Origin of the sequence: Sphingopyxis macrogoltabida (assembly GCF_001307295.1) — a bacterium.
Lineage (GTDB): Bacteria > Pseudomonadota > Alphaproteobacteria > Sphingomonadales > Sphingomonadaceae > Sphingopyxis > Sphingopyxis macrogoltabida_B.
The window spans coordinates 2,389,522-2,404,863 of the sequence record NZ_CP012700.1 but is presented as its reverse complement, the minus strand read 5'-3'; the positions used below and the strand labels follow the sequence as shown (position 1 = coordinate 2,404,863).

12 protein-coding genes are annotated in these 15,342 nt (G+C 66.4%); 9 read left to right on the top strand and 3 right to left on the bottom strand.

Annotation, left to right across the window (positions count from 1 at the left end):
- Nucleotides 1-347: 347 nt before the first annotated feature.
- Both AN936_RS11320 and AN936_RS11315 read right to left on the bottom strand, forming a co-directional pair.
- Complete coding sequence (locus AN936_RS11320) at nucleotides 348-599, bottom strand: hypothetical protein (protein ID WP_054588248.1); 252 nt, start codon at nucleotides 597-599, stop codon at nucleotides 348-350.
- A 360-nt stretch (nucleotides 600-959) separates the two neighbouring features.
- On the bottom strand, nucleotides 960-2,195 hold the full coding sequence (locus AN936_RS11315) for a histidine-type phosphatase (RefSeq protein WP_054588247.1): 1,236 nt from the start codon (nucleotides 2,193-2,195) through the stop codon (nucleotides 960-962).
- Nucleotides 2,196-2,433: 238 nt separating this feature from the next.
- On the opposite strand from AN936_RS11315, the gene AN936_RS11310 reads away from it, so the two are divergent.
- The 4 genes from AN936_RS11310 (at nucleotide 2,434) to AN936_RS11295 (ending at nucleotide 7,452) form a co-directional block, all read left to right on the top strand.
- Nucleotides 2,434-2,754, top strand: coding sequence for a PepSY domain-containing protein (locus tag AN936_RS11310; RefSeq protein WP_054590240.1), 321 nt, complete (start codon nucleotides 2,434-2,436; stop codon nucleotides 2,752-2,754).
- Entirely contained in the window at nucleotides 2,754-3,419 is a 666-nt protein-coding gene (locus tag AN936_RS11305; protein WP_054588246.1) for a response regulator transcription factor, read from the top strand. The genes AN936_RS11310 and AN936_RS11305 overlap by 1 nt, the downstream gene beginning before the upstream one ends.
- Complete coding sequence (locus AN936_RS11300) at nucleotides 3,416-4,753, top strand: sensor histidine kinase (RefSeq protein WP_162491088.1); 1,338 nt, start codon at nucleotides 3,416-3,418, stop codon at nucleotides 4,751-4,753. Before AN936_RS11305 ends, AN936_RS11300 begins: the two co-directional genes overlap by 4 nt.
- 170 nt (nucleotides 4,754-4,923) lie before the next feature.
- Nucleotides 4,924-7,452: a TonB-dependent receptor gene (locus AN936_RS11295; protein WP_054588245.1), complete on the top strand. Its 2,529-nt coding sequence runs from the start codon at nucleotides 4,924-4,926 to the stop codon at nucleotides 7,450-7,452.
- A gap of 322 nt (nucleotides 7,453-7,774) precedes the next feature.
- Here AN936_RS11295 and iolG read toward each other — a convergent pair whose 3' ends face one another.
- Nucleotides 7,775-8,758: an inositol 2-dehydrogenase gene (iolG, locus tag AN936_RS11290; protein WP_054588244.1), complete on the bottom strand. Its 984-nt coding sequence runs from the start codon at nucleotides 8,756-8,758 to the stop codon at nucleotides 7,775-7,777.
- Between the two features lie 147 nt (nucleotides 8,759-8,905).
- On the opposite strand from iolG, the gene AN936_RS11285 reads away from it, so the two are divergent.
- The 5 genes from AN936_RS11285 to iolB all read left to right on the top strand — a co-directional run bounded on the left by AN936_RS11285 (nucleotide 8,906) and on the right by iolB (nucleotide 15,330).
- Nucleotides 8,906-9,778, top strand: coding sequence for a MurR/RpiR family transcriptional regulator (locus tag AN936_RS11285; protein WP_201782913.1), 873 nt, complete (start codon nucleotides 8,906-8,908; stop codon nucleotides 9,776-9,778).
- A 98-nt stretch (nucleotides 9,779-9,876) separates the two neighbouring features.
- Nucleotides 9,877-11,817: a bifunctional 5-dehydro-2-deoxygluconokinase/5-dehydro-2-deoxyphosphogluconate aldolase gene (locus AN936_RS11280; protein WP_054590238.1), complete on the top strand. Its 1,941-nt coding sequence runs from the start codon at nucleotides 9,877-9,879 to the stop codon at nucleotides 11,815-11,817.
- The gene (iolD, locus tag AN936_RS11275; RefSeq protein WP_054588242.1) at nucleotides 11,814-13,649 is read left to right on the top strand and encodes a 3D-(3,5/4)-trihydroxycyclohexane-1,2-dione acylhydrolase (decyclizing); all 1,836 of its coding nucleotides are present in this window, start codon (nucleotides 11,814-11,816) and stop codon (nucleotides 13,647-13,649) included. The genes AN936_RS11280 and iolD overlap by 4 nt, the downstream gene beginning before the upstream one ends.
- Nucleotides 13,646-14,539, top strand: a complete 894-nt coding sequence (iolE, locus tag AN936_RS11270) for a myo-inosose-2 dehydratase (protein ID WP_054588241.1) — start codon at nucleotides 13,646-13,648, stop codon at nucleotides 14,537-14,539. Before iolD ends, iolE begins: the two co-directional genes overlap by 4 nt.
- Nucleotides 14,539-15,330 (top strand): 5-deoxy-glucuronate isomerase, encoded by a 792-nt coding sequence (gene iolB / locus AN936_RS11265; RefSeq protein ID WP_054588240.1) that lies wholly within the window; start codon nucleotides 14,539-14,541, stop codon nucleotides 15,328-15,330. Before iolE ends, iolB begins: the two co-directional genes overlap by 1 nt.
- Nucleotides 15,331-15,342 lie beyond the last annotated feature (12 nt).

Below are 15,342 nucleotides of genomic sequence, written 5' to 3'. Positions count from 1 at the left end.
GCCTGTTGACCGTCGGCTTCTACGGAACGATTGGAACCTCGGGTGGGTTTGGTGCGGGAGCATTTGTCGGCACGTTTGCGGGTGCGATATTATCGCTCCCCTGGATCGCGACTGTCCTCGCTATCGTTTGGTTTAGGCCGAACGCCCTAGACCGACACATCATACCGTTTTGTGTCTTAGGGCCTATCGTTGTCTGCGGTAGCTGGTGGGCGATTGACGGCACCAGCTTGCTTGACGCCGTTGCTTTATCCTCCGTCACGTCCACTGTATGCGTGCTCGCCCTAACGTTGGCCGAACGGCGGAAAATGCTCGTTGGCTAATTTCCGCAATCGGTCGTTTCGGGACAATCATCCCTGCTCGGGCAGGTGCACAATTATATCGGGGCCATCATATGATGAATCGCTGAGGCTTAGAAAGTCGGCAAAATGCTCATGGTCCCAAAGATCAAACTCGTGCGCTTCGCGAGCGCATTTCGCCAAAAATTCGGACAGCTTCAGCATTTCGGATACACTGAGGTATAGAGTCGCTTCGGCGAGACGTCCTACGCCGTCGTCGGTACGGAAGCGTCCGCTCCTGTCCGGTGTACCGAATAGCTCCATCGTTCCCTCGTCTCAATCGTGGCCTCTGGACATCCGATAGTACGGTTTGTCGAACAGATGTTTAACGTCCGCCTTCGGTCGATTGCAGACAGTCGTCACCCCGGACTTGATCCGGGGTCCATGACGCCGACGGCGCGTGGATGGACCCCGGATCAAGTCTAACGAGCCACGTGTCTCGTTAGAGGGTGACGAGGCAGTAGATATCCTCCCTGTCGCGTAGCGATGGGGAGGTGGCAGCGCGGAGCGCTGACGGAGGGGCTGATGGCGCCAGCGTCGGGGCCCCTCCACCACCGCTTCGCGGTGGTCCCCCTCCCCATGGCTGCGCCGCAGGGAGGATTGGTGCGATCGCCCCGCCTGTCCTTATCCTCGCGGTGCGGCGAGGCGGGTGAAGGCGGTCCAGGTGCAGGCGGTCGCTTCGGCCGAATTGCCGCAGCCGGGGATCGGGAGGTAGCGGCGGAAGAAGGTGTCGCCGCGGCCGAGCGGTTCGAGATTGCGCAGCTGGTCCATCGTCTGGCCGCGATAGAAGGCGCGGACATAGCGTTCGCCCTTGGCATCGCTCACCAGCTCGAAGCCGAGCGCGCTGCCCGGCGGTACCTCGTCGGCGGGATAGCTCGGCACCTGCCAGTGGAGGTCGAAGAAGCCGCCGAGGTCGGCGACATTGGTGTCGTGGCCGGCGAGCAGGGTCAGCCGCGCGGGGCTGGTATCGCCGAGCGCCGCGACGATTTCGCCGACGATCGGTGCAGCGGCCGCGGCGGCGATATAGCCGGGGCGGTTGGCATAGCGGAACTTCAGCGGGTGGAAGCGCAGCAACTGTTCGATCTCGGCGCGGCTGACGCGGCCCCAGCCGACCTGCTCCATCGGCATGCCTTCGAGATATTCGAGGAGCAAGGTCTGGCTGGCGGTCGAGCCGACGTCGAGCGGGCCTTCGAGGTCGGGGCGGTCGTGCGGCTGCGCGATCAGCCGGCTCGGCTCGGCGACGAGAGGGCAGGCGGGAAGGGCGCAGTTCAGCACTTTTGCCAGCAGGGTGAGTTCGCCGCGATGGCGTTCGGTGTCGGCGGCGAGCCCGCCCTCGGGCGCTTCGGCGAGCGAGGCGTCATAGGCGCGCTTGCCGTCGAACGACGGCGGCGCACCGTCGAGGCCGTGGAAGATCGCATCGTCGTCGGCGCCCGCCGGGTGCGACACATCGACGGCGCAGCCGGGCATGAAGCCAGCGGCCCAGTTGCGCGCGGTGTCGATCGTTCGCTGTTTGTAGCTGGCCTTGAGCACGATGGTCCCCGCGGCGGGGCAGCCGCCCGGAAACAGCCCGCGGTCGCCGAACCAGAGGCGGTCGCTTTCGCCGAGCAGCTTCACCCCGGCGCCGCCGCGCGGGGTGAGCAGGCCATAGTCGACCGGCCAGTCGGGCCAGCGCTCGTCCGAATAGCCGGCGGGAACGACAGAGGCCTTGGTCGGCGGGCGGATGCCGTGGCGCATCAGCATCACGACCTTTTCGAGCTTGAGCGGACCCGGCGCGGCGGCGGGGGATGCGGTCCCGGTGCCGGGGGCAGGCGCCGCGCAGGCGGCCAGCAGCGCGGTCGACAGGAGGAATATCCGCTTCACTTCGCTCTCCTATTAGAATAAATATATCGGTATGTCGTATAACAGAAAATATGTTTCATCAATGATTGGTTTGGTGAGCAGCTTTCTCCTGCTTCGTCATCCCGGACTTGATCCGGGATCCATTGCGACGTCCGTTGTCTGGATCCCGGATCAAGTCGGGGATGACGATGGAAGGGAATGCTTTAGGCCTGAATTGCATGTCAGCGCGATGTCAGGGCCGGTGTGGCAAAAGGGCAGCATGAAGAAGACCCTCCTCATCGCGGCCGCAGTTGCCGCCTTCGCCATTCCCGCTTCCGCCTCGTTCGCCTATGGCGACAAGGACGACCGGGCCGACCAGCAAGCCGCCAGCGCGGCGCTCGCGCGCGGGGAGATCCTGCCGATCGCCCGCGTCCTTGCGATCGCGACCGGGCGCGTCCCGGGCGACGTGCTGAAGGTCGAGCTCGAGCGCGAAAAATTCGGTTTCAAATATGAGGTGAAAATCCTCACCGGAAGCGGCAGGGTGCGCGAGGTCGAAATCGACGCCAAGACCGGCCGGGTAATCAAGATCGAGGATGATTGATGCGTGCATTGGTGGTCGAGGACGATCCGGCGGTCGCGTGCGAACTGGTGCGCGGGATGACCGCCGCCGGCTTCGTCGTCGATCTGGCGGGCGACGGGCAGCAGGCGTGGTTCAACGGCGATGTCGAGGAATATGACGTCGCGGTCGTCGACCTTGGCCTGCCGCGGCTCGACGGACTGTCGGTGATCAAGCGCTGGCGCGAGGCGGGGCGGAATTTTCCCGTTCTGATCCTGTCGGCGCGCGGCGAATGGACCGACAAGGTCGCCGGGATCGAGGTCGGCGCCGACGATTATATGGCGAAGCCATGGGCGATGGAGGAACTGGTCGCGCGGCTGCGCGGGCTGATCCGCCGCGCCGCCGGGCGGTCGAGCCCGATGCTGCAGGCGGGGCCGGTGCGGATCGACACGCACCGGATGACCGCGACGCTCGACGGCGCGCTGATCAAGCTGTCGCCGCTCGAATACCGGCTGCTCGACTATCTGGCGCATCATGCCGGGCGCGCGGTGCCGGCGACCGAATTGTCCGACCATCTTTATGGCGACGCCGACACCGAAAACACCAATGCGATCGAGGCGCTGATTGCGCGGCTGCGCCGCAAGCTGGGGGCGGGGACGATCGAGACGCGGCGCGGCTTCGGCTATCTGGTGCCGGCCGCCGCCGCGTGACCGGCGGTTCGCTCCGGCTGCGGCTGATCGCGGGGGCCGGGGTGGCGATCGCGGTTGCGCTCGTCGTCGCCTGGTTCGCGATGACCTGGCTGTTCAACGGCCATGTCGAGCGGCGCGTCGAGGACGAGCTGCTGGTGCAGGTGCGGCCGCTGCTCGCCGACCTCACCCTGTCGGGCGGGGTGCCGGTTGCGGGATCGGAGCCCGCCGATCCGCGCTTCGCGGTGCCTGCGGGTGGGCTCTACTGGCAGGCGTCGACCGGCGCCGGGACGATCCGCTCGGTGTCCTTGTGGGACAGCCGCCTGCCGCGCGCCGCGACGGCGCCCGCCGATACGTGGCGCCTGCGCCGCGCCGACGGCCCGTTCGGGCAAAGGTTGCTGCTGATGGAACGCGCGATCCGGCTGCAGCCACAGGAACCGCCGGTGATCGTTCAGCTCGGTTACGATCTTGCCAAACTGGCGCCGGCGCAGCGCGAGTTCGGGCGTGAAATGGCGCTGTTCATGGTGCTGCTGTGGGCGGTGCTGGCGCTCGCCGCCTGGGCGCAGGTTTCGCTGGGGCTGCGGCCGCTGGGCCGGGTGCGGCAGGAGATCGAGCAATTGAGCCGCGACGCCTCGGCGCGCCTCGGCGGTGCCTATCCGCGCGAACTCGCGCCGCTCACCACGTCGATCGATGCGCTCGCCGATGCGCGCGAGGCCGATCTGGTGCGGGCGCGGCGGCGCGCCGCCGATCTGGCGCACGGGCTGAAAACGCCGCTCGCGGCACTCGCGGCGCAGAGCGCGCGGATGCGCGAGGGTGGCGCCGCAGAAATCGCCGACGGGCTCGATTCGTCGATCGCCGCGATGCGCGCCGCGATCGACGGCGAACTGGCGCGGACGCGGATCAGCCTGGTCCACGAGGGGCGCAGCACCGTCGCGTTGCCGCTGATCGAGCGCATCGTCGCGGTGATCGAGCAGACCGAGGCGGGCGAGCGCGTCGCCTTTTCGCTCGCCTGCGCCGAGGATGCGACGCTGCCGCTGGCCAGCGACGACGCCGCCGAACTGCTCGGCCCGCTGCTCGAAAATGCGGCGCGCCACGCCCGCCGCCTCGTCCATGTCGCGGTCGAGGGCGATGGCGGCGCGCTGGCGCTGGTGGTCGGCGACGACGGCCCGGGGCTCGACAGCGCGCAACGCGGCGAAGCGATCCTGCGCGGCGCACGGCTCGACTCGGGGGAGGAGGGGCATGGCCTCGGCCTTGCCATCGCACGCGAGCTCGCCGAGGCGACGCGCGGCGAGCTGACGCTCTCCCGGTCATCGCTCGGCGGACTTGAAGTCCGCGTATCGTGGACGCTATCCGCCTGAACTTCCTGTCAGCGCCATGTCAGGACGGTGCCTCAGCGCCGCGTTCCCGTGCGGTTGGAATGTCCATTGTGCAAGATATATTCTATTTCTCTTGCAATATGGAATAATTGTGTCATTATTGTCATCAACGAGTGCGGCAGAGGAGCCGTGCCGGGGAGGAGAGGCAGTAGATGACACGGTTCGGACGGGCGCTTTTGCTCACGACATGTCTGGCGGTTCCGGTTGCGGGCGCCTGGGCACAGGATACGGCAGGCGACGACGATACGATCGTCGTCAGCGGCCGCCGCGCCGCCGATCGCGCGGCGCTGGAGACGAAGCGCAACACCGACACGCAGGTCGACGAAGTGCGCGCCGACGACGTCGGCCGGCTGCCCGACCAGAATGTCGCCGAAACGCTGCGCCGCCTGCCGGGCCTCAGCGTCGCCAACGATCAGGGCGAGGGGCGTTACCTGACCGTGCGCGGCGTCTCGCCCGACCTGCTCAACGTGACGCTGAACGGCCAGACCGCCGCCGCCCCCGAACCCGACTCGCGGCAGGTGAAGCTCGACGACATCCCGTCGGCGCTGATCGGCGCGATCACCGTGTCGAAGACGCTGACCCCCGACATGGACGCCAACGCGATCGCCGGCGCCGCGAATATCGAAACGGTGTCGGCCTTCGACCGTCCGGGCACCTTCGGCAGCCTGCGCGGCGCCTATGGCAAATACGACCTCAACGGCAAGCATCCCTATGAACTCGACGCGTCGATCGGGACGCGCTTTGGTCCCGACCGGCAGTTCGGCGTCGTGCTGGCGGTCAACTATTCGAACCGCGAGTTCGAGGCGCAGAACGTCCAGTCGGGCGGCAGCTGGGAAGAAGTGAACGGCCAGTTCATCCCGCTCGAACAGACGATCCGCGATTATCACACGCGGCGCCAACGCTATGGCGCGGTCGCCAATTTCGACTGGCGACCGACCGATGCGGTGAAGACCTATGCCCGCTTCCTCTATTCGAAGTACAAGGACAAGGAATCGCGGCCGGGCTTCACGATCGAGCTCGACGAGGACGAGATCACCAACCAGACCGCGGCCGGCGGCGATTTCGCCGAAGCCGATGTCGCTCGCGCGCTGCGCTCGCGGCAGGAGGATTCGGATACGCTGACCGGGTCGCTGGGCGGCGAGTTCGACCTCGGCCCGAGCTGGCTGCGCGTCGAGGGCAGCTATACCCGCGCCAACAAGCGCGACCCGCATCGCGACGAAATCTCGTTCGAGGGCGAGGGCGTGTCGGGGTCATACGACCTGTCGGATGGCATCCCGATCTTCCGCCCCGACGCCAGCGCGTTCGACCCCTCGATTTATGAATTCGACGAGACGAGCTACGAAAGCCGCCGGGCACGCGAAGATCTGTACCAGTTCCGCGCCGACTTCCGCACCCCGATCGCGATCGGCGACGACAGTTCGATCAAGGTCGGCGCCAAATATACCAGCCGCCGAAAGACGAATGATGCGAACGCGTCGGTCTATGACGGCTATGACGGCGACTTCACGCTCGATCAGGTCGAGGGCGGGTCGATCGGCAGCATCTTCAAGGGCCGTTATCCGTTCGGCGTGGTCATCAGCCGCCCGAGCGCCGACGATTTCTTCGATTCCAATTTCGACGATTTCGAACTCGACGAGGAAGGCACCGTCGGCGACAGCCTGGCCGGCGATTACCTGATCCGCGAGAAGATTTTTGCCGCCTATGCGATGGCGACGCTGAAGATCGGTCAGATCACTGCGATCCCGGGCGTCCGCATGGAGAAGACGAAGAGCAATTATGCCGCGAAGGCGGTGCTCGATTCCTCGACCGTCGACGATCTGGACAAGGATTACGACAGCTTCGGGTCGCAAAGCTACACCGACTGGTTCCCGGGGCTGAACCTGCGCTGGGACGCGACGCAGTCGCTGGTCTTCCGCGCCGCGGTGACGCGGGCGATCGGGCGGCCGAACTATGAGCAGCTCGCGCCGACGACGATCGTCAACACCGGCGACAACGAGGTCGAACAGGGCAATCCGGGCCTGCGGCCGCTGACCTCGGCCAACTATGACCTTGCCGGCGAATTCTATATCGGCCGCAAGGGCATCGTCAGCGTCGCCGGCTTCTACAAGACGATCGAGAACCCGATCTATTCGGCGACGACGGTGCAGAGCGGCACCTTTGCCGGGCAGGACCTGATCGATGCGCAGGTGACGATGCCGGTCAACGCCGACAGCGCCTTCGTCAAGGGCGTCGAGATCAACGCGCAGACCGAGCTCAGCTTCCTGCCGTCGCCGCTCGACGGGTTCAGCGTCGGGGGCAGCATCACCTTCGTCAAATCGCGCGCCAAGGGCATCCCCGGCCGCGGCGACGAGCGGCTGCCGCTCGCCAGCCAGTCGAACCGGGTGGCATCGGCGTTCCTGTCATACGAAAAGGGCGGGCTGTCGGCGCGGATCGCCTACACCTATCGCTCGGCCTACCTGCTCGAACCCGGCGAGGATCGCGACACCGACCTGTATGTCGGCGCCTTCAACCAGTGGGATGCGCGGATCGGCTACGACATCGTGAAGCATGTCACGATCTTCCTCGAAGGATCGAACCTCAACGACGAGCCGTACCGCGTCTTCCAGGGCATCCCGTCGCGGATCGACGAGGTCGAACGCTATGGCTATTCGGTGAAGACGGGGGTGCAGTTCAAATTCTGATTATTGCGGGGGACCACTGGAAAAGGGGTCGGGGAAACCCGGCCCCTTTTTTTGGTGGTGGTGGGTTGGGGGTGGACGTTACTTCGCCCATCTCGTCATCCCGGACTTGATCCGGGATCCATTAGCGCGTCCGTAACTGTGGACCCCGGATCAAGTCCGGGGTGACGAACAAGGAAAATCCTCCCCGTGGCGAAGCCATGGGGAGGTGGCAGCGCGGAGCGCTGACGGAGGGGCTAATGGCGCAAACGTCGCGGCCCCTCCACCACCCGCTTTGCGGGCGGTCCCCCTCCCCATGGCTACGCCACAGGGAGGATTTGATGTCTTAGAGCAGCACGCGCTCACCGGTTTTCGCCGATTGGGCGGCGGCTTCGGCGAGGGCGAGGGCGGCGACGCCGTCGCGGACGTCGACCAGCGGGGCGGCGCCGTCCAATATGTCGGCGAAATGTTCGGCCTCGCGGGCGTAGGCGACGGCATAGCGGTCGAGGAAGAAATTCTGGAAGCGGTCGGCGGCGGCGCCATTCTCGCCCCAGGTCTCGACCGTCGTTTCGAGCTGGTTCTGGGCGCGAATCATCCCCGCCGATCCGAAGGCCTCGATCCGCTGGTCGTAGCCATAACCGCTGCGGCGGCTCGACGAGATGACGCACAGGCGGCCCGACGCGGTGCGCAGGATCGTCTTGGCGGTGTCGGCGTCGCCCGCTTCGCCGATCGCCGGATCGACGAGCACCGAGGCGCTGGCGAAAACCTCGCTGACCTCTTCGCCGAGCAGCCAGCGCGCCATGTCGAAATCGTGGATCACCATGTCCTTGAAGATGCCGCCCGACACCTTGACGTAATCGACCGGCGGCGGCGCGGGATCGTGGCTGATGATGTGCAGCGTTTCGAGATTGCCGACCGCGCCGCCGGTGAGGCGCGCCTGCAGCGCCGCGAAATTGGGGTCGAAGCGGCGGTTGAAGGCGAGGAACAGGCGTGCGTCGAGCGCGGCGAAGCGCGCCGCCGATTCGCGGGCGCGGCCGAGGTCCTGATCGAGCGGCTTTTCGCAGAAGACCGCTTTGCCCGCCTCGGCAGCGGCGAGGCTGTAGGGCAGGTGGGTGTCGGTCGAGCTGGCGACGACGACGCCGGCGATCGCGGGATCGGCGAGCGCTTCGTCGATCGTCGAGACGCGCGCGTCATATTGGGCAGCGACCGCTGAGGCGGCGTCGGGGAAGGGGTCGACGACGCGCGCCAGCCGCAGGCGCGGGTTGGCGGCAAGGTTAGCCGCGTGGATTTTGCCGATCCTGCCGGCGCCGATCAGGGCAATGTCGTGCATGAAAGCCTCTCTGGTTGAAACCTTGTTCCATGTTGTTAATGACTGGAACATATATTCTATAGCGTGGAAAATACGGCAGGGCGATAGTTGCGTTACAAGTTTTGAACAGATATTCCGTTTTTTCCGGATCAGCGGGGGAGAATGATTTTGAACGACGTCCCGAACGCCCCCGCCTCGGCGGAAGAATTGCGCGCCGAGATCGTGAGCCGATACGAGACGCTGAGCAAGCGGCTCAAACAGATCGCGCGCTACATCCTCGACGAACCCAACGATATCGCGCTCGAAACGCTTGCGGTGATCGCCGATCGCTGTGGTGTCCAGCCCTCGGCGATCGTGCGCTTTGCCAAGAGTTTCGGGTTCGAGGGGGCGAGCCAGATGCAGCGGCTGTTCCGCGACGGGCTGCTCAGCAATAATGCCGCGCTCGGCTATTCGGAGCGCGTCCGCCAGCTCGATGAGGCGACGAGCGCGCAGGACGCCGAGCCCGCGAACCTGCTGTCCGAATTCGTCGAGGGCAACAGCCTGGCGATCCAGAACCTGCTGCAGACGGTGAGCGGGGCCGACATGCGCGCGGCGGTCGACCTGCTGATGGCGGCCGATACGGTGCACGTCACCGGGTTTCGCCGGTCGTTCCCGGTCGCGTCCTATATCGCCTATTCGCTGCTCCAGGCGGGCAAGCGCACCGTCTTCGTCGACGGGGTCGGCGGGCTCGGGGTGCAGCAGGCGCATGCCATCGGGCCCGGCGACCTGCTCGTCGCGATCAGCTTTCACCCCTATTCCGAGGAAACGGTCGCGGTGGTCAACGCGGCGAGGGCCAATGGCGGCAAGGTGCTCGCGATAAGCGACAGCCTGGTCAGCCCGGTCGCCAAGCCCGCCGAGCATGTGCTGCAGATTCGCGAGGCCGAGGTGCGCAAGTTCCGTTCGCTGTCGGCATCGATGTGCCTGGCGCAGGCGCTGGTGATCAATTTCGCCTTCGAGGCGACGCGCACCGACGGCAAGGCGCGCGATAATGTCGGTACGTGAACGGGCATTCCATTTTCACGCCATCCTGAAACATATGTTGCAAAGATTCTAAAAGTGGAATATGCGTTACAGATCAGGGAAGGATGGTCTGGAAAGCGATGGCGCAACAAGGGCATGAGGCGGGCGGGGAATGCCGGTTGGATATCGTCACGCTGGGGCGGGCGGGGATCGATCTTTATGGTGAGCAGATCGGCGGCCGGCTGGAAGATATGGCGAGTTTCGCCAAATATATCGGCGGCAGCCCGACGAATACCGCGATCGGCGCGTCGCGGCTGGGGCTGAAGGCGGGGCTGATCACCCGCGTCGGCGCCGACCATTTCGGCCGCTTCATCGTCGAGGAACTGGAACGCGAAGGCGTGTCGACGCGCGGCGTCCTGTCCGACCCCGACCGGCTGACCGCGCTGGTGTTCCTCGGCATCCGCGACCCCGATACCTTTCCGCTGATCTTCTACCGCGAGAATTGCGCCGACATGGCGCTCGTCGCCGACGATATCGACCCCGATCTCATCGCCTCGGCCGGCGCGCTGCTGATCAACGGCACGCATCTGTCGCAGCCCGGCGTGTTCGCGGCGAGCCTGAGGGCGGCGACGCTGATGAAGGCGGCGGGCGGACGCGTCGTTTTCGACATCGATTATCGCCCGGTGCTGTGGGGTCTCGCGGGTAAAGACAATGGCGAGGACCGCTTTGTCGCCGATCGCGGGGTAACCGAAGCGCTGCAGCGCGTCCTGCCGCTGTGCGACCTGATCGTCGGCACCGAGGAGGAAATCCATATTCTCGGCGGCTCGATCGACACGCTGGCGGCGTTGCGCGAGATCCGGGAAAAGAGTGAAGCGCTGCTCGTCTGCAAGCGCGGCGCCGACGGCTGCGTCGCCTTTCCGGGCGCGATTCCGCTGTCGCTCGACGACGGGGTGGTCGGGCGCGGCTTTCCGATCGAGGTGTTCAACGTGCTGGGCGCGGGCGACGCCTTCATGGCGGGCTTTCTGCGCGGCTGGTTGAAGGACATGCCGCTGGAGAAATGCTGCGAGATCGCCAATGCCTGCGGCGCGCTCGTCGTGTCGCGGCACGGCTGCGCCCCGGCGATGGCGTCGTGGGAGGAATTGCAGCATTTCCTCAGCCGCCAGTGGCCGCACCGGCTGCGCGAGAGCGCCGAGCTGGAGCAATTGCACTGGTCGACCAACCGGCAGGGCGAGCGCGACGAGCTGACCGTGCTGGCGATCGACCATCGCAGCCAGTTCGACGACCTGCTCGCCGAACTGGGCGAAGTCGACGAGGCGCGCGTCCATCATTTCAAGAATCTGGCGCTCGAGGCGCTGCACCGGCTGGCGGCGGGCGATCCCTGCTATGGGGTGTTGCTCGACGGCCGCTTCGGCGCGCGCGCGCTCGAGGCGGCGGCGGATCATCCTTACTGGATCGGGCGGCCGATCGAGGTTCCGGGATCGCGCCCGCTGCGCTTCGAGGGATCGCCCGATGTCGGCATGACCTTGCGCGACTGGCCGACGAACCATGTCGTCAAATGCCTCGTCTTCTATCACCCCGACGACGATGCCGAGATGCGCGCGGCGCAGGACCGGCAGATATTGCGGCTGTTCGACGCCTGCCGGCGGACGCGGCACGAGTTCCTGCTCGAAATCATCGCCTCGAAACATGGGCCGGTGAACAGCGGGACGATCGCCTCGGTCATCGACCATGTCTATTCGCTGGGCATCTATCCCGACTGGTGGAAGCTCGAACCGACGACCGACGCCGCCGCCTGGGCGGCGAGCGAGGCGGCGATCCTGCGCCACGATCCGCTGTGCCGCGGTATCGTGCTGCTCGGCCTGTCGGCACCGCAGGACGAGGTGCTGGCGGGGATCGTCGCCGCGGCGCCCTTTACGCTGGTCAAGGGATTTGCGGTCGGGCGCACGATCTTTCAGGATGTCGCGCAGCAGTGGCTGGCGGGCGCGATCGACGATGAGGCGGCGATCGGGGCGCTGAGCGAAAATCTGCGCGTCCTCGCCGACGGCTGGCGCGAGGCGCGCCGGGCGCGGGAGGCAGCATGAGCGATATGGTGCGATTGACGATGGCACAGGCGCTGTCGCGCTGGCTCGCGGCGCAGCGGGTCGAGATCGATGGTATAGAGCTGCCCTATTTTGCGGGCATGTGGGCGATCTTCGGCCATGGTAACGTCGCAGGCATGGGCGAGGCGCTGGCGGGGATGGAAGCGGCGCTGCCGACTTGGCGCGCCCATAACGAGCAGGGCATGGCGCACGCGGCGATCGCCTTTGCCAAGGCGAGCCGGCGGCAGCGCGCGATGGCGTGCACGACCTCGATCGGCCCCGGCGCGACGAACATGGTCACCGCGGCGGCGCTGGCGCACGTCAACCGGCTACCGGTGCTGTTCCTGCCCGGCGACGTCTATGCGAGCCGCCGCCCCGACCCGGTGCTCCAGCAGATCGAGGATTTTGGCGACGGGGTGGTGAGCGCGAACGACTGTTTCCGCCCCGTGTCGCGCTATTTCGACCGGATCACGCGGCCCGAGCAGATAATTGATGCGCTGCCGCGCGCGATGGGGGTGCTGACCGATCCGGCGCTGTGCGGGCCGGTGACGCTGGCGCTGTGTCAGGATGTGCAGGCCGAGGCCTACGACTATCCCGAAAGCTTCTTTGCGCCGCGGGTGTGGCGTCAGCGCCGGCCACGCCCCGACCGCGCCGAACTCGACGCGCTCGTCGCAGCGGTTCGGGGCGCGAAAGCGCCGCTGATCGTCGCGGGCGGCGGGGTGCTGTATGCAGGCGCCGAGACGGTGCTGGCCGAGCTTGCCACCGCGACCGGCATTCCGGTTGCCGAGACGCAGGCGGGGAAGGGCGCGCTGGCGTGGGACCATCCCCAAGCGCTCGGCAGTATCGGGGTGACGGGGACGAGCGCGGCCAACGCCGCCGCCGAGGCCGCCGACCTGATCGTCGGGATCGGGACGCGGTTGCAGGATTTCACCACCGGTTCGCGGACCCTGTTCGCGGGCAAGCGACTGGTCCAGATCAATGTCGCGGCGCCCGATGCGATCAAGCAGGGGGCCGAGGCGGTCGTCGGCGACGCGCGCGAAGTGCTTGAAGCGTTGGCAGGGGCGCTGGGCGATTGGCAGGTCGCAGCCGGCTGGCGCGAGGCGAACCGGAACGCGGTCGCCGAATGGAATAACGCATGGGACGCCGCGACCACGCCGTCTTCGGCGCTGCCCTCCGACGCGCAGGTGATCGGCGCGGTGTGGCGGCAGGCGGGGGATGATGCGACCGTCGTCTGCGCCGCGGGCGGGCTGCCCGGCGAGTTGCACAAGCTGTGGCGCAGCCATCGCCCGGGCGGCTATCATGTCGAATATGGCTTTTCGTGCATGGGGTACGAGGTCGCCGGCGGCCTCGGGGTCAAAATGGCCGACCCGGCGCGCGACGTCTATGTGATGGTCGGCGACGGCAGCTATCTGATGCTCAATTCCGAACTCGCGACGTCGGTGATGCTGGGGCAGAAAATCACCGTCATCCTGCTCGACAACCGCGGTTACGGCTGCATCAACCGGTTGCAGCAGGGGACCGGCGGGCGCCCGTTCAACAATCTGCTCGCCGACGCGGCGCACCGGGTGCTGCCCGAGATCGATTTCGCGGCGCATGCGCGCAGCCTTGGCGCAGCGGCCGAAAAGGTCGACGGGATTGCCGGGCTGGAAAGTGCGCTGGGGCGGGCGAAGGCGTCGGACAAAAGCTATGTGATCGTCATCGATACCGATCCGATGATCACGACCGAAGCGGGCGGTCACTGGTGGGACGTCGCGGTGCCCGAAGTGTCGGGTCGCACCGAAGTGCAGGCGGCGCGCCGCGCCTATGACGACAAGATCAAGGGAGAAAGGACATGACGATCCGCTGGGGCGTGAGCCCGATTGCGTGGTGCAACGACGATATGCGCGAACTGGGCGGCGACACGACGCTCGACGAACTGCTGACCGATGTGCGCGATATCGGGTTCGAAGGGGTCGAGCTGGGCAATAAATTCCCGCGCGATCCCGAAGCGCTGGCGCCGATCATGGCGGGTTACGGCCTCGACATCGTCAGCGGCTGGTATTCGTCGAACCTGCTGGTGCGCGATGCCGATGCCGAGATCGACGCGCTGGCGAAGCATCTGGCGCTGCTCGAATATATGGATTCGAGCGTCTTCATCCTCGCCGAAACGTCGAACGCGGTGCACGGCGACCGCTATGGCAGCCGGCTCGACACGCACCCGGTGCTGCCCGCCGCCGACTGGAAGCAGTTCGGCGAGCGGCTGAACACCGTGGCGCGCTTCATCAACGACCGCGGGCTGCGTTTCGCCTATCACCATCATCTCGGCACGATCGTCGAGACGAAGGACGAACTCGAACGCTTCTTCGATGCGACCGGCGACCATGTCGGGCTGGTGCTCGATACGGGCCACGCGCTGTTCGGCGGAATCGAGCCGATCGACGTGATCAAGGCGCGCCCCGAGCGTGTCACCCACGTCCATTGCAAGGACGTCCGCAATGCCAAATATGACGAGTTTCTCGCGAACGGCACCAGCTTCCTCAACGGCGTCGTCGGCGGCATGTTCACCGCGCCGGGCGACGGCGATTATGATTATGCCCCCTTCATGCGCGCGCTCGCCGACATGAACTATTCGGGCTGGATCGTGATCGAGGCCGAACAGGACCCGGCGATCGCCAATCCGCGCGAGTACAGCCAACTCGGGCTCGATACGCTGAAGCGGCTGGCGCGCGAAGAGGCGCTGGTCTGATGTCGCTGCTCGTCCGCCCGCATGCGCCCGACGACGATGGTACGCTGCTCGACATCACGCCCGAAAGCGCGGGGTGGAAATATGTCGGCTTCCGCGTCGTCAGGCTGGCGGCAGGGGCGCGCTACAACCACGTCGAAGACGGGCGCGAGGCGTGCCTCGTCGTGCTGACGGGCACGGTGTCGGTCGACGCGGGCGGCGAGCGGTTCGAGGGGATCGGCGGGCGCGCGACGGTGTTCGACGGTGCCGCGACCTCGGTCTATGTCCCCGCGGGGCATCGTTATACGATCGAGGCGGGATCGGATGCTGAAATCGCGATCTGCACCGCACCGGGGAGCGGCGCGGGGGCAGTGCGGCTGATCCGGTCCGAGGCGGTCGAGGTGCGCGGCAAGGGCACCAACACGCGGCATGTGCGCAACATCCTGTCCGACGCCGACGAGGCCGAAAGCCTGCTCGTCGTCGAGGTGATCACGCCCGGCGGCCACTGGTCGAGCTATCCGCCGCACAAGCATGATCGCGACGCGTTCCCCGAGGAAACCTTCCTCGAGGAGACCTATTACCACCGGCTGTCGCCGCCGCAGGGCTTTGCCTTTCAGCGCGTCTATACCGACGAACGCGACATCGACGAGACGATGGCGGTCGAGGACGGCGACGTCGTGATGGTGCCGCGTGGCTATCATCCGGTCGGGGCGCCGCACGGCTATGACCTTTATTATCTGAACGTGATGGCGGGGCCCCGGCGCAACTGGGTGTTCCGTAACGATCCCGCGCACGACTGGATCGTGCGCCAATAGAAAAACAGGTCG